This is a genomic window from Polaromonas sp. CG_23.6 (assembly GCF_029892315.1).
Taxonomy (GTDB): domain Bacteria; phylum Pseudomonadota; class Gammaproteobacteria; order Burkholderiales; family Burkholderiaceae_C; genus Polaromonas.
Genome location: NZ_JARXUY010000001.1, coordinates 1,875,120 through 1,902,116, shown reverse-complemented (window position 1 = coordinate 1,902,116; position 26,997 = coordinate 1,875,120). Strand labels below are relative to the sequence as shown.

General features: G+C 63.2%; 23 protein-coding genes. 17 read left to right on the top strand and 6 right to left on the bottom strand.

Annotation, left to right across the window (positions count from 1 at the left end; all coding sequences use genetic code 11):
• The first annotated feature begins 28 nt into the window (after window positions 1-28).
• Genes H4V98_RS08970 through H4V98_RS08945 form a run of 6 tightly spaced genes read left to right on the top strand, consistent with a single transcriptional unit; the run spans window position 29 to window position 6,191 of the window.
• Window positions 29-2,974, top strand: coding sequence for a monovalent cation/H+ antiporter subunit A (locus H4V98_RS08970; protein ID WP_280757455.1), 2,946 nt, complete (start codon window positions 29-31; stop codon window positions 2,972-2,974).
• Window positions 2,974-3,336: a Na+/H+ antiporter subunit C gene (locus H4V98_RS08965; RefSeq protein ID WP_196862821.1), complete on the top strand. Its 363-nt coding sequence runs from the start codon at window positions 2,974-2,976 to the stop codon at window positions 3,334-3,336. The genes H4V98_RS08970 and H4V98_RS08965 overlap by 1 nt, the downstream gene beginning before the upstream one ends.
• Window positions 3,333-5,054 carry a monovalent cation/H+ antiporter subunit D gene (locus H4V98_RS08960; protein ID WP_196862822.1) on the top strand — a complete coding sequence of 574 codons (1,722 nt, stop codon included), beginning with the start codon at window positions 3,333-3,335 and terminating at the stop codon, window positions 5,052-5,054. The genes H4V98_RS08965 and H4V98_RS08960 overlap by 4 nt, the downstream gene beginning before the upstream one ends.
• Window positions 5,051-5,539, top strand: a complete 489-nt coding sequence (locus H4V98_RS08955; RefSeq protein ID WP_196862823.1) for a Na+/H+ antiporter subunit E — start codon at window positions 5,051-5,053, stop codon at window positions 5,537-5,539. Before H4V98_RS08960 ends, H4V98_RS08955 begins: the two co-directional genes overlap by 4 nt.
• Complete coding sequence (locus H4V98_RS08950) at window positions 5,539-5,817, top strand: K+/H+ antiporter subunit F (protein ID WP_196862824.1); 279 nt, start codon at window positions 5,539-5,541, stop codon at window positions 5,815-5,817. The genes H4V98_RS08955 and H4V98_RS08950 overlap by 1 nt, the downstream gene beginning before the upstream one ends.
• Entirely contained in the window at window positions 5,814-6,191 is a 378-nt protein-coding gene (locus H4V98_RS08945; protein WP_196862825.1) for a monovalent cation/H(+) antiporter subunit G, read from the top strand. The genes H4V98_RS08950 and H4V98_RS08945 overlap by 4 nt, the downstream gene beginning before the upstream one ends.
• Before the next feature lie 63 nt (window positions 6,192-6,254).
• Here H4V98_RS08945 and H4V98_RS08940 read toward each other — a convergent pair whose 3' ends face one another.
• From H4V98_RS08940 to H4V98_RS08930, 3 genes are all read right to left on the bottom strand, one after another.
• Window positions 6,255-7,448 (bottom strand): FAD-dependent oxidoreductase, encoded by a 1,194-nt coding sequence (locus H4V98_RS08940; RefSeq protein ID WP_196862826.1) that lies wholly within the window; start codon window positions 7,446-7,448, stop codon window positions 6,255-6,257.
• Complete coding sequence (locus H4V98_RS08935) at window positions 7,445-8,116, bottom strand: DUF3047 domain-containing protein (RefSeq protein ID WP_196862827.1); 672 nt, start codon at window positions 8,114-8,116, stop codon at window positions 7,445-7,447. The genes H4V98_RS08940 and H4V98_RS08935 overlap by 4 nt, the downstream gene beginning before the upstream one ends.
• A gap of 118 nt (window positions 8,117-8,234) precedes the next feature.
• Complete coding sequence (locus H4V98_RS08930; protein WP_196862828.1) at window positions 8,235-10,397, bottom strand: bifunctional TVP38/TMEM64 family protein/FAD-dependent oxidoreductase; 2,163 nt, start codon at window positions 10,395-10,397, stop codon at window positions 8,235-8,237.
• A gap of 229 nt (window positions 10,398-10,626) precedes the next feature.
• Here H4V98_RS08930 and mtnP point away from each other — a divergent pair, with 229 nt between their 5' ends.
• The 7 genes from mtnP (at window position 10,627) to H4V98_RS08895 (ending at window position 15,933) form a co-directional block, all read left to right on the top strand.
• Window positions 10,627-11,505 (top strand): S-methyl-5'-thioadenosine phosphorylase, encoded by an 879-nt coding sequence (mtnP, locus tag H4V98_RS08925; protein ID WP_196862829.1) that lies wholly within the window; start codon window positions 10,627-10,629, stop codon window positions 11,503-11,505.
• Window positions 11,506-11,536: 31 nt separating this feature from the next.
• Window positions 11,537-12,499, top strand: coding sequence for an arsenosugar biosynthesis radical SAM (seleno)protein ArsS (arsS, locus tag H4V98_RS08920; protein ID WP_196862830.1), 963 nt, complete (start codon window positions 11,537-11,539; stop codon window positions 12,497-12,499).
• Between the two features lie 7 nt (window positions 12,500-12,506).
• Complete coding sequence (locus H4V98_RS08915; RefSeq protein ID WP_196862831.1) at window positions 12,507-13,190, top strand: TIGR04283 family arsenosugar biosynthesis glycosyltransferase; 684 nt, start codon at window positions 12,507-12,509, stop codon at window positions 13,188-13,190.
• Window positions 13,191-13,197: 7 nt separating this feature from the next.
• Window positions 13,198-13,842, top strand: coding sequence for a TIGR04282 family arsenosugar biosynthesis glycosyltransferase (locus H4V98_RS08910; RefSeq protein ID WP_196862832.1), 645 nt, complete (start codon window positions 13,198-13,200; stop codon window positions 13,840-13,842).
• A 110-nt stretch (window positions 13,843-13,952) separates the two neighbouring features.
• The gene (locus H4V98_RS08905; RefSeq protein WP_196862833.1) at window positions 13,953-14,816 is read left to right on the top strand and encodes a phosphate/phosphite/phosphonate ABC transporter substrate-binding protein; all 864 of its coding nucleotides are present in this window, start codon (window positions 13,953-13,955) and stop codon (window positions 14,814-14,816) included.
• A 2-nt stretch (window positions 14,817-14,818) separates the two neighbouring features.
• Window positions 14,819-15,697, top strand: coding sequence for a phosphonate ABC transporter, permease protein PhnE (phnE, locus tag H4V98_RS08900; protein ID WP_196862834.1), 879 nt, complete (start codon window positions 14,819-14,821; stop codon window positions 15,695-15,697).
• Window positions 15,694-15,933: an ATP-binding cassette domain-containing protein gene (locus H4V98_RS08895; protein WP_280757451.1), complete on the top strand. Its 240-nt coding sequence runs from the start codon at window positions 15,694-15,696 to the stop codon at window positions 15,931-15,933. The genes phnE and H4V98_RS08895 overlap by 4 nt, the downstream gene beginning before the upstream one ends.
• Here H4V98_RS08895 and H4V98_RS08890 read toward each other — a convergent pair.
• Complete coding sequence (locus H4V98_RS08890) at window positions 15,898-17,235, bottom strand: IS4 family transposase (RefSeq protein ID WP_280757450.1); 1,338 nt, start codon at window positions 17,233-17,235, stop codon at window positions 15,898-15,900. The two genes, H4V98_RS08895 and H4V98_RS08890, sit on opposite strands and share 36 nt — an antisense overlap.
• 62 nt (window positions 17,236-17,297) lie before the next feature.
• Here H4V98_RS08890 and H4V98_RS08885 point away from each other — a divergent pair, with 62 nt between their 5' ends.
• Entirely contained in the window at window positions 17,298-17,912 is a 615-nt protein-coding gene (locus H4V98_RS08885; RefSeq protein WP_348535231.1) for an ATP-binding cassette domain-containing protein, read from the top strand.
• Window positions 17,913-18,230: 318 nt separating this feature from the next.
• Here H4V98_RS08885 and H4V98_RS08880 read toward each other — a convergent pair whose 3' ends face one another.
• Together H4V98_RS08880 and H4V98_RS08875 are read right to left on the bottom strand one after the other, a co-directional pair.
• The gene (locus H4V98_RS08880) at window positions 18,231-21,821 is read right to left on the bottom strand and encodes a hydantoinase B/oxoprolinase family protein (RefSeq protein ID WP_196862835.1); all 3,591 of its coding nucleotides are present in this window, start codon (window positions 21,819-21,821) and stop codon (window positions 18,231-18,233) included.
• 41 nt (window positions 21,822-21,862) lie between these two features.
• Window positions 21,863-22,411 (bottom strand): winged helix DNA-binding protein, encoded by a 549-nt coding sequence (locus H4V98_RS08875; RefSeq protein WP_196862836.1) that lies wholly within the window; start codon window positions 22,409-22,411, stop codon window positions 21,863-21,865.
• A 194-nt stretch (window positions 22,412-22,605) separates the two neighbouring features.
• Here H4V98_RS08875 and H4V98_RS08870 point away from each other — a divergent pair, with 194 nt between their 5' ends.
• Genes H4V98_RS08870 through H4V98_RS08860 form a run of 3 tightly spaced genes read left to right on the top strand, consistent with a single transcriptional unit; the run spans window position 22,606 to window position 26,997 of the window.
• Window positions 22,606-24,471: a dipeptide ABC transporter ATP-binding protein gene (locus H4V98_RS08870; RefSeq protein ID WP_280757449.1), complete on the top strand. Its 1,866-nt coding sequence runs from the start codon at window positions 22,606-22,608 to the stop codon at window positions 24,469-24,471.
• Window positions 24,472-24,526: 55 nt separating this feature from the next.
• A complete protein-coding gene (locus tag H4V98_RS08865; RefSeq protein WP_196862838.1) occupies window positions 24,527-26,041 on the top strand; it encodes an ABC transporter substrate-binding protein in 1,515 nt (504 codons plus the stop codon).
• A 32-nt stretch (window positions 26,042-26,073) separates the two neighbouring features.
• Entirely contained in the window at window positions 26,074-26,997 is a 924-nt protein-coding gene (locus H4V98_RS08860) for an ABC transporter permease (protein ID WP_196862839.1), read from the top strand.

Here is a 26,997-nt window from a genome sequence, read left to right as displayed (position 1 = left end):
AAAAAACCGCCCGTAAAATCCTCGGGCCATGCCCCTCGCCACGCTCATCCTTCTTCCGTTAATCGGCAGCCTGCTTGCAGCGTTGCTGCCGGCGAATGCGCGCAACACGGAATCGACGCTGGCAGGCCTGATTGCACTGTTCTGCACCGTGCAGGCGGCGCTGTACTTTCCGCAAATCACGGACGGCGGCGTGCTGCGGCAGGAAATCGAGTGGCTGCCAGCCCTTGGCCTGAACCTGGTGATCCGGCTGGACGGCTTTGCCTGGATGTTCTGCATGCTGGTGCTGGGCATCGGCTCGCTGGTGGTGCTGTATGCGCGCTACTACATGTCGCCGAGCGACCCGGTGCCGCGCTTTTTCTCCTTCTTTCTGGCGTTCATGGGCTCGATGGTGGGCATCGTGCTGTCAGGCAACCTCATCCAGCTGGCCTTTTTCTGGGAATTGACCAGCCTTTTTTCGTTTCTGCTGATCGGCTACTGGCACCACCGCAAGGATGCGCGGCGCGGCGCCCGCATGGCGCTGACCGTGACCGGCACCGGCGGGCTGTGCATGCTGGCCGGCATGCTGGTGATTGGGCACATCGTCGGCAGCTACGATCTGGACCAGGTGCTGGCCGCCGGGCCGCAGATCCGCGCGCATCCGCTTTACCTGACCTGCCTGGTGCTGGTGCTGCTGGGCGCGCTGACCAAAAGCGCGCAGTTTCCGTTTCACTTCTGGCTGCCGCACGCCATGGCCGCGCCCACGCCGGTGTCGGCCTACTTGCATTCGGCCACCATGGTCAAGGCCGGTGTGTTCTTGCTGGCCCGCATGTGGCCGGTGCTGGGCGGCACGGAACCGTGGTTCTGGCTGGTCGGCGGCGCCGGCCTGATCACGCTGCTGATTGGCGGCTATGCGGCGATGTTCCAGAACGACCTGAAGGGCCTGCTGGCGTATTCGACGATTTCGCACCTCGGCCTGATCACCTTGCTGCTGGGCCTGAACAGCCCGCTGGCGGCGGTGGCGGCGGTTTTCCACATCATGAACCATGCGACTTTCAAGGCGTCGCTGTTCATGGCGGCCGGCATCCTGGACCATGAAAGCGGCACGCGCGACATTCGGCGGCTCTCAAGCCTGCGCACCCTGATGCCGGTGACCGCCACGCTGGCGATGGTGGCCAGTGCGGCCATGGCGGGCGTGCCGCTGCTGAACGGCTTTTTGTCAAAGGAAATGTTCTTTGCCGAAACCGTCTTCATCCAGGCCACGCCGCTGGTTTCACTGATCCTGCCGGTGGCCGCCACGCTGGCCGGCATGTTCAGCGTGGCGTATTCGCTGCGTTTCACGGCCGATGTATTTTTTGGCCCGCCAGCCACCGACCTGCCCCGGCAGCCCCACGAACCGCCGCACTGGATGCGTGTACCGGTCGAACTGCTGGTATTGGCTTGCCTGGTGGTGGGCATCTTTCCGAGCTGGAGCGTGGGCCGATTCCTCGCGGCGGCGGCGCGCCCGGTGGTGGGCACCGAATTGCCGTTTTACAGCCTCGCCGTATGGCATGGCATCAACACCCCCTTGCTGATGAGCATCGTGGCGATGGGGGGCGGCATTGCGATGTACCTGATCCTGCGCCACTACCGTTCGCGCGGCCAGGTGGATGCCCCCATCTTGCTCCACCGCATCAACGGCAAACGCCTGTTTGACGGCTCGTTGGCCCTGCTGACCCTGGCTGGTCACAAGGGCCGGCGGATGATGGACACACAGCGTCTGCAGTGGCAGATGCTGTGGTTGGTCAGCGCCACGCTGGTGGCGGGTGTCCTGCCCTTGTGGACGCGCGGGCTGTATGTGGGCGACCGGGCGTCGCTGGCCTTGTCGCCCGCCTTCGCCGTGCTCTGGGTTGTCGGCGCAGTCTGTGCGGTCGCCGCCGCCTGGCAGGCCAAATACCACCGCATGGCAGCACTCGCGCTGATGGGCGCGGCCGGGCTGTGCACCTGCATCACTTTTTTATGGTTTTCCGCGCCCGACCTGGCGCTGACCCAGCTGGTGGTGGAAATCGTCACCACCGTGCTGATCCTGCTGGGTCTGCGCTGGCTGCCCAAGCGCCATGAAAGCCTGCGGCTGCCAAACCGGGCCGAACGGCGCGGCACGCGCTGGCGCCGGATACGCGATTTGTTGCTGTCCGTGGGCGCAGGCACCGGCATGGCGCTGCTGGCCTGGGCCATGCTGAGCCGGCCTTTTCCCGAAAGCACCTCGACCTTCTTCCTGGAACGCGCCTTCACCGAAGGCGGCGGCAGCAACGTGGTCAATGTGATGCTGGTGGACTTCCGGGGCTTTGACACCTTCGGCGAAATCGTCGTGCTGGGCATCGTCGCGCTGACGGTCTATGCACTGCTGCGGCGCTTTCGCCCGGCCCTCGAAACCATGGACCTGCCCGAGCAGCAGCGCGCTGTGCCCGCCGACCTGGCCACCGATTTGCTCAATCCGCGCCAGGCCACGGACACGGCCGTGGGCTACCTGATGGTGCCGGCGGTGCTGGCCCGGCTGCTGCTGCCGGTAGCGGTCATGGTGGCGATCTTTTTCTTCATGCGCGGACACAATGAGCCGGGCGGCGGCTTTGTGGCCGGTCTGGTGCTGTCGGTGGCATTGCTGCTGCAGTACATCGTTTCGGGCACCCACTGGGTCGAGGCGCACATGCCGCTGCGGCTGCGCCGCTGGATGGCCGCCGGACTGCTGACCGTGCTGGCCACCGGGCTGGCCCCACTGGTCTGGGGCTACCCTTTCCTGACCAGCCACACGGCGCATTGGGACCTTCCCCTGATCGGTGAACTCCATGTCGCCAGCGCGATATTTTTTGACCTTGGCGTGTTTGCCCTGGTGGTGGGCTCGACGCTGATGATCCTCACCTCGATTGCCCACCAGTCGGTGCGCGGCCATCGCCACCACGACCGCATGGCCGAAGAAAAGCGTGAGGCTGCAGCTGTGCCCCCCGCCCTGGAAACCGTTTAATGGAAATCGTTCTGGCTCTTGCCATCGGCGTGCTGACCGGCTCGGGCGTGTGGCTGCTGCTGCGCCCGCGCACGTTCCAGGTGGTCATGGGCCTGGCGCTGCTGTCATATGCCGTCAACCTGTTCATCTTCAGCATGGGCCGGCTGGGGCTGGCCCTTGGCAAGGCGCCGGTGCTTGAGCCTGGCGTGGCGCAAACGCTGGTGAACTATGCCGACCCGATGCCGCAGGCGCTGACGCTGACGGCGATTGTCATCGGCTTTGCCATGACGGCGCTGTTCCTTGTGGTGTTGCTGGCATCGCGCGGCATGTCGGGCACCGACCACGTGGACGGCAGCAAGGTCGACGCACAGGAATTGCAATGAGTGCGTTGGGAGCCCTGAACGAAGTCATTGCGCCACTGATGCCGCACCTGATGCTGGCGCCCATTCTGCTGCCGCTGCTGACCGCCGCGTTCATGCTGCTGATGGGCGAGCGCCAGCAACGCGCCAAGCTGCTGCTGAACATGGCGTCCACCCTGCTGGGTCTGGGCGTGTCGGTGGCGCTGCTGGGCTGGGCCAACCAGCAGGGGCCGGCGTCGACCATGGACGTTTACCTGGCAGGCAACTGGCCGGCGCCCTTTGGCATTGCGCTGGCGCTGGACCGCCTGTCGGCCATGATGCTGGTGCTGACCAGCGCCATCGCGCTGGCGTCAAGCGTATTTGCCGGCGCCCGCTGGCACCGCGCGGGTGTTCACTTTCACCCGCTGTTCCAGCTTCAGCTGATGGGCCTGTGCGGTGCTTTCCTGACAGCCGACCTGTTCAACCTGTTTGTTTTTTTCGAGGTCATGCTGGCGGCGTCCTACGGACTGCTGCTGCATGGTTCGGGCCGGGTCCGGGTGCAGTCGGGTCTGCATTTCATTGCCATCAACCTGGCCGCATCGTCGCTTTTCCTCATCGGCGCATCAATGCTTTACGGCATCACCGGCACACTGAACATGGCCGATCTGGCGCAAAGCATTCCGGAGGTGCTTGAGGCCGACCGGGGCCTGCTGCATGCGGCGGCGGGCATCCTGGCCACGGCATTTTTGATCAAGGCGGCCGTCTGGCCGCTGAACTTCTGGCTGGTGCCGGCCTACAGCGCGGCAACCGCACCGGTTGGCGCCTTGTTCGGCCTCATGACCAAGGTCGGGATCTACGTGATCCTGCGGCTGTGGCTGCTGCTGTTCGGCGTGGATGCCGGTGCTTCGGCGCAATTCGGCAGCCTGTGGCTGATCGGTGGCGGCATGCTGACGATGGCCTTTGGTGCCATTGGCATGCTCGGCTCGCAGCGGCTGGGCTACCTGGCCGGGTATGGCGCGATTGTCTCGTCAGGCACCTTGCTGGCAGCCGCCGGATTTGGCCTGCCCCAACTGACGGCCGGGCTGCTGTATTACCTGCCCAGCTCGACCCTGGCGATCAGCGCGCTTTTCCTGCTTGCCGACCTGATGGACCGCTGGCGCAACGACGGCGCCAGTCTGGCGCCCTATGAGCAAGACGACACGCCGTTCCTGACCGCCGAGCTGATGCCCGGCAAGGGGCTGAACCTGGACGACGACGAGGAAGTGCTCACCGGCCGGGTGATTCCTGCCGCCGTGGCCCTGCTCGGCCTGGGTTTCATGGCTTGCACGCTGGTGATTGCCGGACTGCCGCCGCTGTCGGGCTTTGTCGGTAAGTTTGCCATGCTGACGGCCTTGCTCAACCCGTCCGGGCTGGGCCTGTCAGCCAGCCAACCGCCAGAGGCAGCCGGCTGGATGCTGCTGGCCCTCCTGATTGGCACCGGCCTGCTGGCGCTGATTGCGCTGACGCGGGCTGGCATTTTGCATTTCTGGGCGACGTACGACCGGGCAGCGCCCAAGCTGCGCGTGCTTGAAGGCCTGCCCATCGCCTTTTTGCTGGGCGCTTGTGCCGTCATGACGCTGCAGGCCGGTCCGGTGATGGGCTACATGCAGGCCACGGCCGATGCGCTGCACACGCCTCGACTATATGTACGTGCAGTCATGTCCGCCCGGCCGATCCCCGGACCACAAGCGCCACGGGTCGATTCGGCCCAGGAGACCCCATGAAAAAAATGTTCCCCGCACCGCTGCTGTCCGCCGCGCTGTTCGTGCTGTGGCTGCTGCTGAACCGCACGCTGGGCGTGGGTCACCTGCTGCTGGCCGGACTTCTGGCGGTGGCCATTCCGCTGATGACCGCCGGCTTGCGGCCGGTTCGTGTGCGCATGCGAAGGCCGGGCGTGGCGCTGCGTCTGCTGCTCACCGTGGCGGCCGACTCGACGCGCTCGAACATTGCCGTGGTGCGTCTGCTGCTCCGGCCGGGCAGCCGGCGCCATCCGCCCGGTTTTGTGCATGTGGCACTCGACCTGAGGGACCCGAACGGGCTGGCAGCGCTGGCCATGATTGTCTGCCTGACGCCTGGCACGGCCTGGGCCGAGTTGTCGCTGGACCGTGCCACCTTGCTGCTGCATGCGCTGGAATTAGATGATGCCGGCGCCATGGCCGCGCACATCAAAACGCGCTACGAGCGCCCCCTGATGGAGATTTTTGAGTGATGAACCCGATTCTTTCCTGGGCGTTGCCGCTGGCCTTGTTCATGCTGGTGCTGGCCATGGTCTGCACCATGGTCCGGTTGCTCAAGGGACCGGCGGCGCAAGACCGCGTGCTGGCGCTGGACTGCATGTACCTCAACGGCATGCTGGCGATACTGGTGCTGGGCCTGATCTACGGCAACCGGCATTATTTCGAGGCAGCGCTGCTGATCGCCCTGCTGGGCTTTGTCAGCACCACGGCGATGGCCAAATTCTTGCTGCGTGGCGAGGTGATTGAGTGAGCGACGCGGGCGTTGCCCTGCCGCTGTGGGTTGAAATCGTCGTTGCCGCGGCGGTGCTGGCGGGCGCAGCACTGGCGCTGCTGGGCTCTTTGGGTCTGCTGCGCCTGTCGACTTTTTTCGAGCGGGTCCACATGCCAGCCATCGTCGCCACGCTGGGCTGCTGGTGCGTGACGTGGGGAACCGTGCTTTTCTTCTCTGTCCAGCAAGGTGAACTGGCTGTTTTTGCGCTGTTGACAGCTGTGTTCATCGCCATCACCGTGCCCATTCCGACCATTTTCCTGATGCGCGCTGCACTGTTCAGGGCGCGGCAAATGGGCAAGGCAGTGCCCCCCAGCGTCAGCCGTGTCGTCCCGCCCGATGCCCAGGACTCCTGATTTAATAGCTGCTTGTGCAATCTGGGATTGCGCTACAAGCTTATTTGACTCTTGAATCTTGGCTTAAACGGCGTAGTCCGCCACAAACTTGCGGTCAATCCGGTCTTTCCAGCGCCAGACCCAGGCGCCTTCGACGCTAAGGCCGCCCCACACGGCAATTGCATGGCGACCGCCGCATGACAGCAGGTTGAGCGTGCGCTTTTGCGGTGCATAGGGCTTGAGCGGCCGGCCTTGCCATGCGGCGCGCAAATTGGCCAGCAGTGGCGGACCGGCGCGCACCGCGTACACACCGCTTCGCGGATGCGGCGCATCAACGCGGCTGGCCACATCGCCAGCAGCAAATACCGCCGGATGGCTGGTGCTTTGCTGAAAGCCGTTGACCGCCACAAAGCCCCCTTCGTCAAGGGCCAGTCCGGTGCCAGCCAGCCATGCCGGCGCCTGAGCGCCCAAGGCCAGCAACGGCACATCGCAAGCCAGGCGCTGGCCGCTGCCCAGCTTGATGCAGCCTGAATCCAGCCCGACGCAGGTCTCTGGCAGCACCTCGATCCGAAGGCGTTGCAAGGCCTTGGCAAGGCGGCGCTGCACGCCAGCCGTGTAACTGGCACCCGGCGGATTCGCGCCACTGAGCAATGTCACCCGGCTGCCCGGCGCAAACGACGCACCTTTTAACGCATGGGCAGCGGCCATGGCCAGTTCCAGCCCCGCCGCACCTGCGCCCACCACCACCAAGTGAATTTTTTTCTGTCGCGCCACCGCCATCACCCGGGGCCAGAGCTGGCCGAAGGCTTCGATGGGTCGCACGAACAAGGCATGCTCTCGCGCGCCGGGCATTTTTTCCTCAATCTGTTGGCGGTCCATGACCGGGCCGGTGTTCAGGCTCAGCCAGTCGTAAGGCAGGGTCGCGCCACTGGCCAGGGTCACGCTGCGCGCTTCAGCATTAATGCCCGCCGCACTGCCTTGCACATAGCGCGCGCCGCAGCGGGCAAGCAGCCCCTCAAGCGGAATCATGCAGTTGTCCAGCGTGTAATGCCCGGCGACAAACCCCGGCACCATGCCGGAATACAGCTGGCGCGCATGTGGCGCGACCACCGTGATGGCCAGATCGGCCGGCCGGTCTTGCGCCAGGCCTTGCAGCACATGCACGTGCGCATGGCCGGCGCCCAGCAGCACCAGATGCCGCTTGACGGCTGGCGCAGCGCTTGCCGAGAAAAGGCCTGCGTCTTCAGCAGGCTTGGCTTTGCTTGCAGCCTGGGTCATGGGGACAGCGTGACATCGCCCACGTAACCCAGACTTTGGCCGCCGGTGTTGTCCGAATCGCCGCCTACCAGCAGGCTTTGCAAGGGCGGCAAGGTTGCGGACTCCTGACCGAAGGCGCGTTGGAAATCAGCGGCCAGGTCTTGCGAGTGCGTGATCCATTGGCCCAGATGCTGCTCGCCGCTGTCAGCCACGATCATGCGCATGCGGTGCGTGTAGGCGTTGTCGAGCAGGGTGCCGGCCGGCAGGCTGGCGTCCCAGACATAGCACAAGGTGGCGGCTGGCAGGTTTTCGCCACTCACCGAGCGGGCAACCCGCATCATGTTGCGCTCGACAAAGCCAAGCTGCTCCAGCGGCATGTTGAACAGGGCGCAGACCTTGAGCGGCGTGTCATCGCCGGATTTTTGCCGCAGGTCGGTGCCGCGCAGCGGTTGGTCAAGCCGCCAGCGCCAGCGCAGTTTCATGCCAGGCACCAATGCAAGGTCTGGCAAGTCATGCACCAAATTGGCATAGGAATGGTCAGTCTGCACCCGCAATACCGGGCGGCCGTCCATGGGCACCAGGTCAAAGCGGGTGGGCGGTTTGGCTACCTTGGGCAGGCCAACCACGCGCCAGGGTGATGGTGGCACCGTACCGCTGGCGGATGAGAAAGGATGCAGATTCGCCGTCATTGCGACAGAATCTTGAGCAAATACCGGATTCGGGCATATCCACAGGGCACTTGCAGCTATGAAAATAGTAGCGCTTGAAAAATAAGGTATGCGCCTTGTGGCGGGATGCAGTGTCATGTCAGCTTCGTTTCCAGTCGTGGTATTTACGCACCCATTCAAGCAGCCGCACGGGTTGGTGCGCACGCTTCCACTCACCGGCTGCGTACTTATTGGCTTCCGACAGCGTTGGGTAGGTGTGAATGGTCGAGAGAATCTTGTTCAGCCCCAGCCCGTGCCGCATTGCCAGCACGTACTCGGCCAGCAAATCGCCGGCGTGGGTGCCGACGATGGTGACGCCAAGGATTTTGTCCTTGCCCGGCACGGTCAGCACTTTGACGAAACCGCGCGCTTCGCTGTCGGCAATGGCGCGGTCCAGGTCGTCGATGTTGTATTTCGTGACCTCGTAAGCCACGCCTTTTTCGGTCGCCTCGGCTTCGCTCAAGCCCACGCGCGCGACTTCCGGGTCAATGAAAGTGGTCCACGGAATCACCGAGTAGTCGGCCTTGAACAGCCTGAACTCGCCAAACAGCGCATTGACCGCGGCGTACCACGCCTGGTGGGCCGCCACGTGCGTCAGCTGGTAAGGCCCGGCCACGTCGCCAGCCGCATAGATATTGGGGTAGATGGTCTGCAAATAGTCGTTGGTGGGCACCGTGCGTTCGGTCGAAATGCCGAGCTCTTCAAGGCCGTAACCGGTCAGGCGCGCCGCGCGGCCGACGGCGCAGATCAGCTGGTCGAATTCAATGGCGATTTCCTGGTCCTGGTGCGTCACCCACAGGGTTTTGACGTCGCCCATTTTCTCGCAGCGCAGCGCCTTGTGGCCGGTCAGCACCTGCACGCCGTCGGCAGCCAGTGCATCGCGGACCAGCGCAGACACTTCTTCGTCCTCACGGCCCATCAGGCGCGGCGCCATTTCCACCTGCTTGACCTCAGCGCCCAGCCGCGCAAAGGCCTGCGCCAGTTCGCAGCCAATCGGCCCACCACCCAGTATCACCAGGCGTCGCGGCACGGCGTCCAGCTGGGCAAACACGTCCCACAGCGTGTCGCTGGTGACATAACCCACGTCGTCCAGACCGGGCAGCGGCGGCACGAATGGCCGGGCGCCGGCAGCGATCACGATGCTGCGGGTGGTCAGCGTTTGCGTGCCGCCACCGTTCAGCGCAATTTCCACCGTCCACGGGTTGACGATGCGGGCGTGGCCCTGAAGCACTTCGACGCCCAGGCTGGTGTAGCGCTCGACGCTGTCGTGTGGGGCAATGGCACGGATCACATCCTGAATCCGCTGCATGATGGCCTTGAAGCTGAACTCTGGCGTGACGTTGCTCAAGCCATAGTTGGCACCGTGCCGCATCTGCTGCGCCAGCTTGGCGCTGCGGATCAAGGCCTTGGACGGCACGCAGCCGTAGTTCAGGCAGTCGCCGCCCATCTTGTGCGCTTCCACCAGCGTCACCCTGGCCTTGACCACGGCGGCAATGTAGGCCGACACCAGCCCGCCCGCGCCGGCGCCAATCACCACCAGGTTGCGGTCAAAACTTGACGGTTTCACGCCCTTCCAGCGCGCATACACCTTGCGGCGCTTGACCAGCGCCAGCACCTTGCTGACCGCCAGCGGCAGCAGCCCCAGCAGCACGAATGAGCCAATCAGCCCCGGCGACAAGATCGACTGCAGCGAGTCGATCTTGGCGATTTGCGTGCCTGCGTTCACATAGGCCACGGTGCCGGCGAACATGCCAACCTGGCTGACCCAGAAGTAAGTCCAGACCTTGATGCGCGTCAAGCCCATGAGCAAATTGAGTGCAAAAAACGGCACAACCGGGATCAGGCGCAGGGAAAAAAGATAGAAAGCGCCTTCTTTTTCAATGCCCTTGTTGATGTCATCCAGGCGCCGGCCAAAGCGCGCCTGAATCGTATCTCGTAGCAGGTAGCGCGCCACCAGCATGGCCAGCGTGGCACCCAGGGTCGAAGCCAGCGACACCACCACTGTGCCCAGAACCAGCCCGAAACTGGCACCGCCTGCCAGCGTCAAAATGGCGGCTCCCGGCAACGACAGCGCAGTCACGGCCACATAGACCGCAAAAAATACCAGCGTCACCATCACCGGCCGTTCGTTGAACAGCGTCGTGAACGATGCCTGGCTGTCCTTGATGAACGCCAGGCTGAAATAGCGGCCCAGGTCCAGTACGAAAAAAGCGATGATGGCGGCCAGCAGCAAGGCGGCGATCAGAAGTTTGCGCAGATTCACGGTGATCCTTGAGGTTTATTCTTTTTTTGCGTCGGACCAAGAGGTGATTTTTACAAAAAAAAACGATTCTCCGTGTAGGAGGAAGTCCAGTTCGCCTGCCAACAGAGCAAAGGGACTTTATCCCAGGAGCCGCCTGCTGCTTGACAACTCGGACAGAATTAAAGGCGAACCGACACATACTCCGTCTCAGAACGCTGAAACGGCCACACTTCAAACAGGAATTCAAAGCATGAACCAGGCATTGGTCGGCATCATCGGAGGCAGCGGTCTTTACCAGATGGACGCGCTGGAAGGCGCGCAAGAGCAGGTTATCAGCACGCCGTTTGGCGCTCCGTCCGACGTGCTGGTCACCGGCCGTGTGCATGGCGTACCGGTGGCTTTCCTGGCCCGGCATGCGCGCGGCCACCGTCTGCTGCCCTTTGAAGTGCCCTACCGCGCCAACATCCATGCAATGAAGCAGTTGGGCGTGCGCTACCTGCTGTCGGTGTCGGCCGTGGGTTCACTGAAAGAAGACTTCCGGCCACTCGACATGGTGCTGCCCGACCAGTTCATTGACCTGACCAAACGCCGCGAAAGCACATTTTTTGGCCAGGGCGCGGTGGCCCATGTGTCGATGGCGCAACCGGTCTGCCCGGCAACCGCCGGCGTGCTGGCGCAGGCAGTGCGCAACGTTCTGGCACTCGAGGCGCCCGGCCACGGCGTGACGCTGCACGAAGGCGGTACCTATGTGTGCATTGAAGGCCCGCAATTTTCCAGCCTGGCTGAATCGAACTGGTACCGCAGCATGGGCGGCGGCGTGATCGGCATGACCAACATGCCCGAAGCCAAGCTGGCCCGTGAGGCGCAAATCGCCTACACCACGCTGGCACTGGTGACCGACTTTGACTGCTGGCACCCGCGCGAGGCGCATGTGAGCGCCGACATGGCGCTGGCCAACCTGTTCAAGAACGCCGGCCGGGCACAGCAGGTTGCCAGTGAAGCCATTCGGCTGCTGGGCGCCAGGCAGCCTGCGAGTGAAGCGCACACGGCCCTTAAAAACGCGCTGGTGACCCAGCCTGACGCCATGGCGCCCGAGGTGCGTGCGCGCCTTTCTGCATTGCTGGGCTGAACTTTTCGGCCGCTCAACGACCCATAGACTTATGCACGCCACCTTACCCCTGCTCAAAAAAATCCAGTTCCCGGCGATTGACCGCTCGCGTCTAGACACGCTGCAGGTCAACCTGGGCTACAAATGCAACCAGAGTTGCGTGCACTGTCACGTCAACGCCGGGCCCAACCGCACCGAGATGATGGACGCGGACACCATGGCCCTGATTCCCGAAGTGCTGACGGCGCGCGGCCTTTCCACGCTGGACCTGACCGGCGGTGCGCCCGAGTTGCACGACGGTTTTCGCGGCCTGGTGCGCGCTGCGCGGGCGCAAGGCGTGCGCGTCATCGACCGCTGCAACCTGACGATCCTTTTCGAGCCGGGCCAGCAAGATCTGGCGCAATTCCTGGCCGATCAGCAAGTCGAGGTTGTGGCCTCCATGCCCTGCTATTCAGCCGCCAACGTCGACAAGCAGCGCGGCGACGGCGTGTTTGACCTGAGCATTGCCGCGCTGCAGCAGCTCAATGCACTGGGCTATGGGCAACCCGGCTCGGGCCTGGTGCTGAACCTGGTTTACAACCCGCAGGGCGCTTCGCTGCCGCCCGAGCAGCAAACGTTGCAAGCCGATTACAAGCGCGAGTTGCTGGCCCATTTCGGCATCGTCTTCAACGAGTTGTTTGCGCTGACCAACATGCCGATCCAGCGCTTTGGCTCCACGCTGGTGTCCAAGGGCTCGTTTGACAGCTACATGGAGCTGCTCAAAAGCAGCTACCAGCCGCAGAACCTGCCCGGCGTGATGTGCCGCAGCACGGTCAGCGTCGACTACCAAGGCTGGCTGTCGGACTGCGACTTCAACCAGCAGCTCGGCCTGCCACTGGGCAACTCCGGCGTACAAAGGCATTTGCGCGACCTGCTGACGACCAGCCTGGACGGCAAAGCCATCCGTGTGGCGGGACACTGCTACGGCTGCACGGCCGGCCAGGGCAGCAGCTGTGGCGGCGCGCTGGAACACTGAACGCGCCATGACGCCCGTCCGCCTGTCCGTGGTGATTCCTGCCCTGAACGAGGCGGCTGGCATGTCGGCCACACTGCAGGCACTGGCGCCAATGGCGGCACGCGGCGCGCAACTGCTGGTGGCTGACGGCGGCAGCGTTGATGGCACTGCAACTTTGGCGCAGGCTGGCGGCGCGCAAGTAGTCCACGCCCCGCGCGGCCGTGCGCTGCAGATGAACGCGGGCGCTCAGAAGGCCAACGGAGGCATCCTGCTGTTCCTGCATGCCGACACCCGGCTGCCGCCAGAGGCCGACCGCTTGATTACCCTGGCACTTGCCAACGGCGCGCAAGTCTGGGGTCGTTTTGATGTGTGCATTGAAGGCCGGCCCCGAATGCTGCGCGTGATTGCCGCATTCATGAACTGGCGCTCGCGCTTGACCGACATTGCGACCGGCGATCAGGCGCTGTTCATGACCCGCGCCGCATTCGACGCCGTCGGCGGATTCCCGGTCCAGCCGCTGATGGAAGACATCGAGATGTCAACCCGGCTGCTGAAAATTTCGCGTCCTGCCTGCCTGCGCGCACGCGCCATCACCTCGGGCCGGCGCTGGGAAACGCAGGGCGTGTGGCGCACGGTGCTGCTGATGTGGCGACTGCGCCTGGCCTACTGGCGCGGTTCGACGCCCGAGCGGCTGGCCGCGCTGTACCGGTGATGCGGCCATGACCCGTCTGGTGGTGTTTGCCAAGGTGCCGCAGGCCGGAGTGGCCAAGACACGGCTGATTCCGGCTTTGGGAGCCGAGGGCGCGGCAACCCTGGCGCGGCGCATGCTGTGCCACACGCTGTCACAGGCACTGGCTGCAAACGTGCAGGCGGTGGAGTTGTGCATGAGCCCGGCGCCGTCCGATGCAGCATGGCATGCAGTAGCGTTGCCCCTCGCCATCGAGCGCAGCGATCAGGGCGACGGTGACCTCGGCGCGCGCATGGGCCGGGCAATGGCCCGTGCCTTGGCGCAGCAGCAGGGTCCGGTCCTGCTGATGGGCACGGACTGCCCGGCGCTGAGCAGCGCCCACATCGCCGAAGCCGGCCGCCAGCTCGAACAACACGACGCCGTAGTGGTGCCGGTGGCCGATGGCGGCTATGTGCTGATTGGTTTGCGGGCGCCCTGCCCCGGCCTGTTCACCGACATGGCCTGGAGCACGCCGGTGGTGGCGGCCGAAACCCTGCGCCGCATGGCAAGCCTGGGCCTGCGTGTGTGGCAAGGCCCGCAGTTGCATGACATCGACGAGCCGGCAGACCTGGCACACCTGCCCGCGGCTTTCACGAATCCGCCATTCCTTGAAAACAACAAGCCCTTGGCGCAATAAATACGGGCATTAGCCGCTTCGTTTTCCATAGCGTTTTCATTCCAGCAGAAAATTATCTGCTCACCCCATCCTGCCGGATTACCGTTCTTTTTTTCATCTGGAGTCAGCCCATGCGCGTCATCACCCAACTCATCATCACCCTGTTTTTCGGGTTCACCGCGGCGAGCGCCATGGCCGAGGAACCGCTGAAACTCGGAGTTGGACTTTTCCAGCCCAACAAGGACAAAAACGACGCCACCTACCGTCCATTGGCCGCGTATCTCGCGGACAAGCTCGGGCGCACGGTCGAATTGCGCACCGTCGACAGCTGGGAAGGCCTTGCCAAATCGCTCGCCAGTGGTGAAACCGACCTGGCCCTGATGGGACCGTGGGGCTACGTGCTGGCCAACCAGCAAGCCGGTGCCCAGGTGGTTTCCACCATCCTCTACGACGGCAAGCCGGAGTATTTCGGCATCATGGTCACCCACCCCGATTCGGGCATCAAGAGCCCCAAAGACCTGAAAGGCCGCACCTTCGCCTTTGGCGATAAAGGCTCCACTTCCGGCTATCTGATCCCCCTGCACTACTTCATGACGCAGGGGATTGACCCTGAAACCTATTTCAGCAAGGTTCTGTACACCAGCCATCAAGCCATAGAGACGCAAGTCACCCGGGGCGCGCTGGATGCCGGTGCCGACTACAACCGCAATCGCAACGCAATGATCGAGCAAGGGCTGATCAAGGCCGATGCATCGCGCATCATCTGGCAGTCCGCGCCGCTGCCCAACGACGCCTTCGCCGTCAGCAGACAGCTGGCAGGCGACAAAGGCTTCGTGGTTCGCCTTCAGCAGGCGCTTGCAGGCATCGGGGATCAACTCAAGGTCCAGCCCGACTTGCTGCCGCCGCACTACACGGGGTTTGTGAGCCGTGACAACGCCTTTTACAAGCCAATCCGGGATGCCGGACTGGCCACCGGAAAATTGCAGACCAAATAAGCATGTGGCATCGGATTTCACGGGTCTTTGCCGGCCGTATTGGTTTTCTGACACTGGCCGTGGTGTATGCCATTTTGGTGGCTGGTTGCCTGGCCACCTTCATGGCGGAAGGCGAGTTGTCATTGGGCCGAAGGCCGCTGGAAAACCTGATTCGAACGGCAGGCGAATTTGCCCATCCCAGTTTTCTCGATGTCTGGTTTGGCAACACTAGCCTTGAATACCGCAGCGACGACGGCACGGTCTTGCGGGTGGAAAACCGGCAGGACGTCGAGGCAAATTACCTGTCGGGGCTGGCCAGCGCCACCTGGACCACCTTTCGCATCGCGACACTCGGCTCATTATTGGGTGCCGCGCTGGCGTTGCCCCTGGGCGTACTCACCGCCCGCAACCTGGCCGCGCCCCGCTTTTTGCGCCTGCCGGCCAAAGGCATTCTCGACATCGCACGGGCTGTCCACACGCTGGTTTTCGGTCTGGTGCTGGTCGGCATTGTCGGACTTGGACCCACGGCGGGAATACTGGCAATTGCCTTTCACTCCATGGGCACCTACGGAAAACTGTTTGCTGAATCCATCGAAGCGCTGGACATGGCGGCGATCGAAGCGGTGCGCAGCGTGGGTGCATCGCCCGCGCAGGTCTTTTTCAATGCGGTGTGGCCCGCCGCATTGCCGCAGTTTGTCGCCAGTCACCTGTACATCTGGGAGTTCAACATTCGCGACTCCACCATTCTTGGCGTCATCGGCGCAGGCGGGCTGGGCTTGCTCATCACCGAGGCAACCTCTTTGTTTCAATGGGGCCGGCTGTCGACGGTGTTGATCGTGATCGTCCTGCTGGTGTCAAGCTTCGATGCGCTGAGCCGGCGCATCCGCAAGGCGCTCTCATGAGCCGGGCTGCCGTGGTGCTTCTGGACGATGTCCGCTGCCCCACAGGCGGACCGATGAGCCTGCAGATCAAGCACCTGGAGATCAACCTGGGCGAACGTGTTGCCATCGTCGGACCGAATGGCGCGGGCAAATCCACGCTGCTTCGCCTGATCAGCGGTTTTGTGCGCCCGGCCGCAGGGCAGGTGGTCGTGCTCATTTCGTTATACACAAGTCCCCTGAGCCTGAAGCTCGCGTGAGAACCTGATGCCGGCGGCAAAGTCCAGAATGCGCTGCATGCCCAACCAGATGGTTTTCACGCCCGGCTCACCATCACCCGTGCGCGCTAGAAAGCCACCGAGTCTGGCAACCAAGCGCACCACCTCGTTGAGCGTGGGCGGCTTGCTTGGCAGCTTCTGCTTGTTCAGGATGTAGGCTGCTTTCCACTCATCGGGCTCGAACATCAACTGGGCATCCAGGTCCGGGCAACTTCGCCCCAGCCGCATCAGCCGGGCGATACGCCAGGCCACCACCATGTACAGCACCAGCGCGCGCTCAATCTTCTCGATGCTTCCCAGTTGCAGCGCCTCGATGCGGCAGCCGTTCTTCAGGACATGAAAGAACATCTCGATTTCCCAGCGGGCCCGGTACCAGTCAATCATGCGCGCGGCCTGCTCCAGGCTCTGCACCGGTAGATTGGTCAGCAGCCGCCACTCGACAGGCTTGTCGCCTGCGGCAGGCTGCATTTCCTTGGCCACGATGCAACTGGCCTGCACAAAGTGGCCTTTGCCATCGGGCAGTTCGAGCATTTGCGCCCACACCTGCTGGACCACTTCACGGGCGCGCTGGCCCTTGCGCGAGGCCATTACAAAGCGTATTTCGCCCAGAGGCTCGCTTTGTAACACAGAGATCCAGAGTTTGTCGCCGCTGGACATGGTGCGGTTGTGTTGGGAGCGCAGCAGCCAGTCCACAGGCGTGCCCAGCGCGCACGCGCGCCGCATCAACTCCATGATGTCGGCCTCGCGGTCAGCCAGGTACACCAACCGGGTGCCGGACAACTCGGCGGCCATTTCGGCCAGCCGCTCGTAACCTTCCACCCAGCGCACACTCTCCTTGATGCCGGGGCGGCTGCCGTCCTTGTTTTTGGGTTCGCGTGCCCACATCCACGCGTCGAGCACGCCCAGCGGTTCGCGCGAAGTCGACACGGCGTAGGTCGGATGCGCGTACATGCCGCGCTGCGCTTCATAGCTCAGCGGCCCCAGGCCGCTGGCCTCCTGCCCGTTGAAGTCCAGCTCGGTCGTGTCCTGAATGCACAGCACCACCTCGTGCCCGGCCATGCGCGTCTTGGCGCAGTCCGTGTGCGCGCCCAAAATCGCACGCCAATCGACTTCCTCGTTGCCGAAGAACCGGTACGCCGCCATGGTGTCGGCCCAGTCCCCGCAGGCTTGCGGCACGCTCGCCATGGGCTGGGCGCTCAAGCGCTCCACCAGCCGGATGGCCCGCTTGTTGCGCCGCTCATCGCCCAAGTCTATCGTCTCAAATTCAGTGCCTGCCCAGCCCATCGTTTTCCTTCAAATCTTTCTTGAGGAGAATTTTGCCGGAGTTGTGTATAACGAAATGGGTCGTGCTGGGCCGGTCGCTGGCCGTGCCCCTTTCGGCGCAAGGCATGCGCGCATTGCGCTGTGAAGTAGGCCAAATCATGCAGGACCTGCACCCGGTGGAGCGCTTGAGCGTCCTGGAAAATGTGCTGATCGGCTGCCTTGGCCGCACGCGCGGCTGGCGCGGCTGGACACGTTGCTTTGCGCCGCACGAGGTCGCGGCCGCAGAAACAGCGCTGAGGGCTGTCGGCCTGATCCAGCGGGCCGGTACGCGCACCGACGCGCTGTCGGGCGGCGAACGCCAAAAAGTTGCCCTGGCCCGATTGCTGATGCAGCGGCCCCGCCTGATTCTTGCCGACGAGCCGACCGCCGCACTCGACCCGGCGGCAGCCCGCGAGGTCTGCCAACTGCTGGTCGAAGCCAGCGCGGGCGCGACTCTGGTTTGCGTCGTGCACAACCCTGCCCTGCTGCCCTTGCTGGCCAATCGCGTCATCGGCATGAAAAACGGCGGTATCGATTTCGACCTGCCAATGGCCGAGTTGAACGGTTCTGGACTGGAGGCGTTTTACAGCCGCACAGAGCCTTGCCTGCAGGACACCGAGGCAAGGCAGCAGCTATCTGGAAACGCAGCGCTGATTTAAAACTCCTGAATTAATAGCTGCTTGATCCCGCTACATAAGCGCTAAAGCGCTATTTCATTCATAAATTTAAACTACTCAGATCGCTTTTCAGTTTAAAGCGCAATGAAGTCAGCCTCTGTCATCCCGGCCCCGGATCAAGCCCGGGGTTTCAGCACCTGGGAACCATGACTTCTCCCCAAACGGGGTCATGGATTGCCCCGGATCAAGTCCGGGGCAGGCTCTTCAAGTCCGCAATGACAAAAGAGATTACGGAGAGCTTCGAGGGAACTGAGTAATTGCCATAAATTTCACGCGGGAAAGGCACCAGCCAACCGCGCGTCAAGGCTTGCCGAAGCCGCCGCCGCCCGGCGTGTGAATCTCGAATATGTCGCCTGGCCGCATCTCGGCCTGGCCGATATGCGCCAGTGCTTCGATTTGGCCATCGGCCCGCACCACAGTGTTTTGACCGACCTGCCCCGCCTCGCCGCCAGCCATGCCGAAGGCGCCGTGTTTTCGGCCGTTCGACAAGATGCTGGCCGTCATGGCTTCGAGGAACCTGACCCGGCGCACGCCACCATTGCCGCCGTGCCACTGGCCTGCACCGCCCGAACCCTGGCGAATCTCGTAGCTTTCCAGCCGCACCGGAAAGCGGAATTCCAGCACTTCCGGGTCGGTCAGGCGCGAGTTGGTCATGTGGGTCTGCACCACGCTGGTGCCGTCAAAGCCGTCACCCGCGCCGCTGCCACCCGAGATGGTTTCGTAGTACTGGTGCTGGTCGTTGCCGAAGGTGAAATTGTTCATCGTGCACTGGCTGGCGGCCATCACGCCCAGTGCGCCATACAGCGCGTTGGTGATGCAGCTCGACGTTTCCACGTTGCCCGCCACCACCGACGCCGGCGGGTTCGGGTTCAGCATCGAGCCCGCCGGGATGATCACTTTCAGCGGCTTGAGGCAACCGGCGTTCAGTGGAATGTCGTCATCGACCAGTGTGCGGAACACATACAGCACGGCGGCCATGCAGACCGCCGTCGGCGCGTTGAAGTTGTTGGTCTGCTGCGCCGACGTGCCGGTGAAGTCGATCTCGGCGCTGCGCTTGTCTGTGTCGACGCGAATCGCCACCTGGATCTGCGCGCCGTTGTCCAGCGGCAGCGTGAACGCACCGTCTTTCAAGCGCGTGATGACGCGGCGCACCGACTCTTCGGCGTTGTCCTGCACATGGTTCATGTAGGCCAGAACCACATCCAGGCTGAATTGCGCGACCATCTTGCGCAGTTCCTGCACGCCTTTTTCATTGGCGGCAATCTGGGCTTTCAGGTCGGCCATGTTCTGGGCCGGGTTGCGTGACGGGTATTCGCCGCTTTCCAGCAGCGCCACCATTTCGGCCTCGCGCAACACGCCACGGTCCACCAGCTTGACGTTGTTGATCTGCACGCCTTCTTCTTCGATGCGCGTGGAAAACGGCGGCATCGAACCTGGCGTGATGCCGCCAATGTCGGCATGGTGGCCACGGCTGCCAACGTAGAACGTGGGCTCGGCGGACTCATTCAGGTACACCGGCGTGATGACGGTGATGTCAGGCAGGTGCGTGCCGCCGTGGTAGGGGTCGTTCAGCACATAGACATCGCCGGGCTGCATCTTGCCGGCGTTCTCGCGGATCACGGTCTTGATGCTCTCGCCCATCGAGCCCAGGTGCACCGGCATGTGCGGTGCGTTGGCGATCAGGTTGCCTTCGGTATCGAACAGCGCGCAACTGAAGTCCAGCCGCTCCTTGATGTTGACCGAGTAGGCCGTGTTTTGCAGCTGCAGCCCCATCTGCTCGGCAATGTTCATGAACAGGTTGTTGAACACCTCCAGCAGCACCGGGTCGACCGTCGTGCCAACTGCAAATTTGATAGCGCGCGGCACCCGCCGGTCAAGCACCAGGTGGTCAAACGACGTCAGATTCGCTTCCCAGCCGGGCTCGACCACGGTGGTGGCGTTCTGCTCGGCAATGATGGCCGGGCCGGCAATGGTGTCGCCCGGCTGCAGGTCTTCGCGCACGACCAGCGCGGCATCCAGCCACTGGCCGCCCGAATACATGCGCACGGTTTCACGGCGAGGCACCTCACGCGGCGCATGCACCGCGTGGCGCGGCTCGGCGGGTGCATCGCCCGCCACCACCGCCTCGACCGACACGGCTTCGACGACCAGGCCCTTGCCTTGCATCAGGAAGGCAAAGCGCTGGCGATAAGCGGCTTCGAAACCGGCTTCGATCTGCGGCAAACTGCCAAACGGCACGATCAGCGCCGAGTCGCTGCCGTCGTAACGCACATGCACGCGCTGATGCGTGGTGATGGCGCCCGTGCTGACCTGCTGGCGCTGCAGTTCGGCTTCGGCCGTGGCGGCCAGCGTCTTGAGTGCGTCGGCAATCTCGGGCAAGGCAGCGTCTGTCAGCTTGAGTTCCACCGCCTGCTCGCGAATCACGTTCTGGTCGGCCAGCCCCATGCCGTAGGCGCTCAGGACACCGGCCAGCGGATGCACAAACACCTTGGTCATGCCCAGCGCATCGGCCACCAGGCAGGCGTGCTGTCCGCCCGCGCCGCCAAAACACTGCAGCGTGTAGCGCGTCACGTCGTAGCCGCGAGCGACCGAAATTTTCTTGATGGCGTTGGCCATCTGCTGCACGGCGATGTTGATGAAGCCCTCGGCCACGTCCTCGGCGCTGCGGCCGGTTTGCACAGCCAGATCGCCGAACTTTTCATGCACTGCTTCAAGGCTTAGTGATTCATTGGCCTGCGGCCCAAACACCTTGGGAAAGTAGCGCGGCTGGACCTTGCCGACCATCACGTTGGCGTCGGTCACGGCCAGCGGCCCGCCGCGCCTGTAGCTGGCCGGGCCGGGGTTGGCGCCGGCGCTTTCGGGCCCGACGCGAAAGCGCGCGCCATCAAACGCCAGCACCGAGCCACCGCCGGCCGCCACGGTATGGATGCTCATCATCGGCGCGCGCATGCGCACGCCGGCCACCTGGGTTTCAAACTCGCGCTCGAATTCGCCGGCGTAGTGCGACACGTCGGTCGATGTGCCGCCCATGTCAAAACCGATCACCTTTTCAATGCCCGCAATCGCCGCCGTGCGCGCCATGCCGACGATGCCGCCGGCGGGGCCACTCAAAATCGCGTCTTTTCCCTGGAACGCATGCGCGTCACTCAAGCCGCCCGAGGACTGCATGAAGAACAGCTTCACGCCGGGCATTTCGGCCGCCACCTGCTCGACATAGCGGCGCAGGATGGGCGACAGATACGCATCAACCACGGTGGTGTCGCCCCGGCTGACGAACTTCATCATCGGGCTGGTTTCATGTGAGGTGCTGATCTGCGTGAAGCCCACGTCCCGGGCAATACGTTTGGCGGCTTTTTCATGGTCGGTGAAGCGGTAGCCGTGCATGAAGACGATCGCAACACTGCGCAGCCCTTTCTGGTATTGTTCCAGCAGCTCTTCTTTCAATAGCGCTTCGTCCAGTGGCTGCAGTACGCCACCCTGCGCGCTGACGCGCTCCTGGGCTTCAACCACGGCGCTGTAGAGCAGCTCGGGCAGCACGAGGTGGCGGTCAAACAGGCGCGGACGGTTCTGGTAGGCGATGCGCAGCGCATCCCTGAAACCCCGGGTGGTGACCAGCAGCGTCGGCTCGCCCTTGCGCTCCAGCAGTGCATTGGTGGCGACCGTGGTGCCCATCTTCACGCACTCCACCACCTCGGCACTGACCGGTTCGCCGGCCTTCAAGCCCAGCAGGTGGCGAATGCCGGCGACGGCCGCGTCGCGGTATTGCTCGGGGTTTTCGCTCAGCAGTTTGTGCGTGACCAGCGAGCCGTCAGGGCGCTTGCCGACCACATCGGTGAATGTGCCGCCCCGGTCTATCCAGAACTGCCAGCGCTTGGTGCCATTTTTTTCCATGAGGTGCCTAGAGGGTAAAAAGGGTGAAGGGATTGAGTGGACTAAAGGCTGGCAGCCGAGCGCGCCGCCTGGTCGTAAATGCCCGACAGCAGGCGCAACAGGCGTGCCAGCTCGCCGATGTCGCGGTTCAGTCCGTCGTCGGCATTGAGGGCATTGATCAGGCAGGACTCGCGGATCTCGCGGTAGCGGTTCACGTGGTCCAGCCCCATCTCGGTGCAGGCATAGGTCACGTCCTTGCCGCTTTTGTTTGAGATCACCACACCCAGGTTTTGCAGTTTCTTGAGCGAATAGTTGATCAAATGCGTGTCTTCGACATTCATGATGAAGCAGATGTCAGCCAGGCGCTTGTTGCGCGCGCGGTGCGTGACATGGTGCAGCACCAGCACGTCCAGCGGCGTCAGGTCCGGCAGGCCGGCCGCACTCATGCAGTGCACCACCCAGCGGTGAAAGGCATTGCCGGCCACGATCAGGCCAAACTCGAACTCGCTCATCTCGGCGCTGCGCGGCGACACCAGGTGGGCCGACGAAACGATGGACGGCTTGCCGGGCGAAACACCAGCAGGCGCGGTGGCGACGGATTTTTTGACCATGAACAAGCTCCGGGTTGGCATCTTTATTGCGTGAACAAATTGTAGGCAGTTAAAGCTCAATTCATCAACAATTTGTTGACGTTTAGGGAAAACACCAACCGACAGCGCACAAATGCGATTTACATTTACTTGTCATTTTTTCACCTTGAACGACGTTGCCTCATGAGCCCCGCCCTGCCTTTACCCACCGTCCCATGCGCCTGAACGATCCGTCCACCCCCACCTCCCCGCTGCTGTCCGTTCGTTCTCTCGCAGTGGAATTCGAGGTCCCCGGCGGACGCTTTCGTGCGGTGGACGGCCTGAGTTTCGATGTCACGGCCGGGCGCACGCTGGCCATCGTTGGCGAGTCCGGTTCAGGCAAGTCCGTGACCTCGCAGGCCATCATGCGGCTGACCGATTATTCGGGTGGAAAAATCGTGGCGGGCCAAGTGCTGTTCCAGTCGCCGGGCAGCGGGCTGCTGGACCTGACGCAAGCCAGCGATGACACGCTGCGCGCCATTCGTGGCAATGAAATTGCCATGATCTTCCAGGAACCGATGACGTCGCTGAACCCGGTGTTCACCATCGGCAACCAGATCGCCGAAACGCTGATCCTGCACCAGGGCCTGAGCCCGTCGCAGGCGCGCGCACAAGCCCGCGCGCTGCTCGACAAGGTGCGCCTGCCCGATGCACAAAGGCTGCTCGACACTTATCCCCATGCACTGTCCGGCGGCATGCGCCAGCGCGCCATGATTGCGATGGCGCTGGCCTGCCAGCCCGCGCTGCTGATTGCCGACGAACCAACCACGGCGCTTGACGTGACGATTCAGGCGCAAATTCTCAACATCATCCGCGAGCTTCAGCGCGACCTGAACACCGCTGTCATGTTCATCACGCACGACATGGGCGTGGTGGCGCAAATGGCCGACGACGTGGTCGTGATGTGGCGCGGCCGCCAGGTCGAGCACGGCTCGGTCGACCAGATTTTCAACGCGCCCCAACACCCCTACACGCGGGCCTTGCTGGCAGCCGTTCCCCGGCTGGGCAGCATGCGCGGCCAGGCCTTGCCCAAACGCATGCCGCTGACCGTGCTGGAAGGCGACGAACTGCGAGAAACCGGCACCGAGCAACTCCAGGACACGGTCGACAAGCGCGCGCCCCTGCTGTCGGTCGAAAAACTCAGCACCCGCTTTGACGTGGCCCACAACCTGCTGGGACGCGCCACGCACCGCGTGCATGCGGTTGAAGCCGTCAGCTTTGAGATTTACCCGGGCGAAACGCTGGCGCTGGTTGGCGAGTCTGGCAGTGGCAAGTCGACCATCGGCAAGACCCTGCAGCAGCTGGTCGAATCAACCAGCGGCGCCATCCGTTTCAACGGCCATGACATCGCCACGCTGGGCGCTGCCGGCAAGCGGCAGCTGCGGCAAGACATCCAGTACATCTTTCAGGACCCGTTTGCCTCGCTTGATCCACGCAAGACGGTCGGCTTCAGCATCGCCGAGCCCATCGTCACCCACCGCTTGCTGACCGACCCCAAAGCCATCGAAAGGCGCCTGGCCGAATTGCTGGACTGCGTCGGCCTCAAGCCAGAGCACGCCAGCCGCTATCCGCACGAATTTTCGGGTGGCCAAAGGCAGCGCGTGTGCATTGCCCGCGCACTGGCCTGCAATCCGAAACTGATCATCGCCGACGAATCCGTTTCGGCGCTCGACGTGTCGATCCAGGCGCAGATCATTGACCTGCTGATGGCCTTGCAGGCCGAGCGCGGCCTGTCCTACCTGTTCATCACGCACGACATGGCGGTGGTCGAAAAAATCAGCCACCGGGTCGCCGTGATGTACCTCGGGCAGATCGTCGAAATCGGCCACCGCCAGGACATTTTCGAAAACCCCCAGCATGCCTACACGCGCAAACTGCTGGCGGCCGTGCCAGTGGCCGAGCCAGGCCGGCAGATTGATGCCCGCCTGGTCCATGGCGAAATCCCCAGTCCGGTGCGCCAGGTCGGCCAGGAGCCGGACATCCTGCAACTCGTCGACGTTGGCCCGGGCCACCGCGTGGCGCAGCCCGTCGCCGTGGCTTGACGCCCCCGCTAGCGCTGGCCTCCTTTTCATTTTTCACACTTACTCAGGAAATCGCATGAAGCTGAAAATCCTTTTAGCCACCACCAGCCTGGTGCTCACCTGCCTGGTGACGCCCGTCACCCACGCCGCCGGAACACTGACCGTGGCGCTGCACCAGGACCCGGGCAACTGGGACCCGATTGCCACTTTCCTGGTGTCCTGGGGCGCTGTCGGCAGCCAGGTGTTTGACGGCCTGATCATGCGCACGCCCGACATGAAGCTGGTGCCCGGCCTGGCGACCAAATGGGAGTTCCTGGACAAGAACACCAAGCTGCGCTTTACCCTGCGCCAGAACGTCAAATTCCACAACGGCGAGCCCTTCGATGCCGAAGCCGTCAAATTCACATTTGACCGGCTGCTCGGCGAAGAGGGCAAAAAAGGCCCGCAGCAGTCCAACTACAACGCGATTGAAAAAGTCGTGATCGTCAACGCCACGACGGTTGACTTCATTCTCAAGAGTCCTGATCCGGTGCTGCTGACCAAGCTGGCAGGTTACGGCGCCATGATTGTTCCGCCCAAGTACATCAAGGAAAAAGGCAGCCAGTTCTTCGGCATGAACCCGGTCGGCACCGGCCCGTTCAAGTTCACCGAGTACAAACCCAAGATCAGCCTGTCATTCGAGCGCAACAGCGCTTACTGGGGTGGCGCGCCCAAGCTGGACGAACTGGTTTACCGCTTCATCAGTGAGCCCGCGACCCAGGCGGCCGAACTGCAGTCGGGACGCCTGGATGTGGCCAACCAGATTCCGCTGGCGATGATCGAAACGCTCAAGAAAGACCCGCAGCTCACCGTTGCCAGCATGGATGGCCCGGTCGCGCTGGCGCTGCGCTACAACACGCAGCGCGGCATCATGAAGGATCCCGAGGTGCGCAAGGCGCTCACCATGGCGGTGGACCGCGACACCATCATCAAGGTCATCCTGCTGGGCCATGCCAAGCCCATCGCCAGCTTCCAGGGCATGCTGTCGTTTGGCAACGACCCGGCGCTCAAGCCCCTGCCGTTCAACCCGACCCTGGCCAAGAGCATGCTGAAAAAAGCCGGCGTCAAGCCAGGCACACAGATCCAGCTCGACTTTCGCGGCCCCGACAGCAACTTCCGCGAAGTGGCGCAGGCCGTCGCCGGCTACCTGCAGGCCGTCGGCATCACGGTGTCGCTAAAACCGTATGAAACCAATGTGCTGCTCAACGACATCATCCCCAACGGCAAGACCGGCGAGATGTGGCAAAACCAGTGGGGCGGCTGGACGTTTGACTACGACAACACGGCCTACGCGATGTACTACACCAAGCAGCGCTGGAATCCGTATGACGACGACGCCAAACTCAACGCCCTGCTGCACACCCAGCGCAACACCTGGGACCAGGCGGTGCGCAAAACAACGCTCCATGAGATTGGCCGCTACGTGGCCGACCAGGCGCTGGAGATGCCGCTGTACAGCCTGAACACCACCTACGGACTGAACAAACGCGCCAAGAATCTTTCGCTGCCTGCCGACGGCCGCTTCCGTTTTGTGGATGCCACCGTCGACTGACACGTTTTTTGATCTGACAGGTTGCCAACACCATGAGTGGATTTCTTATCAAGCGACTGCTGCAGGCGATCTTCGTCGTGCTGGTGGTGGTCCTGTTTGTGTCTTATGCCGTGCGCCTGTCAGGCGATCCGGCGCTGATGCTGAGCCAGGGGGCTGGAAGCGTAACGGAAGAAGACCTGCAGAACATCCGCACCGGCCTGGGGCTGGACCGTCCATTCCTGGTGCAGTACGGCGACTTTCTGGGCGGCGCCGTACGGGGCGACTTTGGACAGAGCTTCATGGGCGGAACGCCGGTGGCGCGGCTGATAGGCGACGCGCTGCCCGCCACGCTGGCGCTGGCCTTTGTCTCGCTGCTGCTGTCGATCGTGGTGTCGGTGCCGATGGGCATCAAGGCCGCCGTCAACAAAGGCAAAGGCGTTGACCAGTTCATCCGCATCATCTCGCTGGTGGGGCTGTCGTTTCCCAACTTCTGGCTCGCCATCATGCTGGTGCTGCTGCTGTCGATCACATTTCCCTTGCTGCCGCCTTCGGGCTGGGACGGGCCCATCAGCCTGGTCTTGCCGGCGCTGACCATGGCGATCATCCTCTCAGCCACCAACGTGCGGCTGGTGCGCACCGCCATGCTGGAAACGCTGTCAGCGCAGTACATCATGGTGGCGCGCAGCAAGGGGCTGCGGGAACGCGTTGTGCTCTATAAGCATGCGCTGCGCAATTGCGCCATTCCCCTGATCACCTACATCGGCCTGCAGTTCGGCAACCTGATTGGCGGCTTGGTCGTGGTGGAAAAAGTTTTTAACTGGCCCGGGCTCGGCACGCTGGCCTTTGACGCCATCGCCAACCGGGACTACCCGGTCCTGCAAGGCACCGTCACCGTACTGGCCGTGATCATTGTGGCGGTGAACCTGCTGGTTGACATTGCTTACGGGCTGGTCGACCCCCGCATTCGCAACAAATGA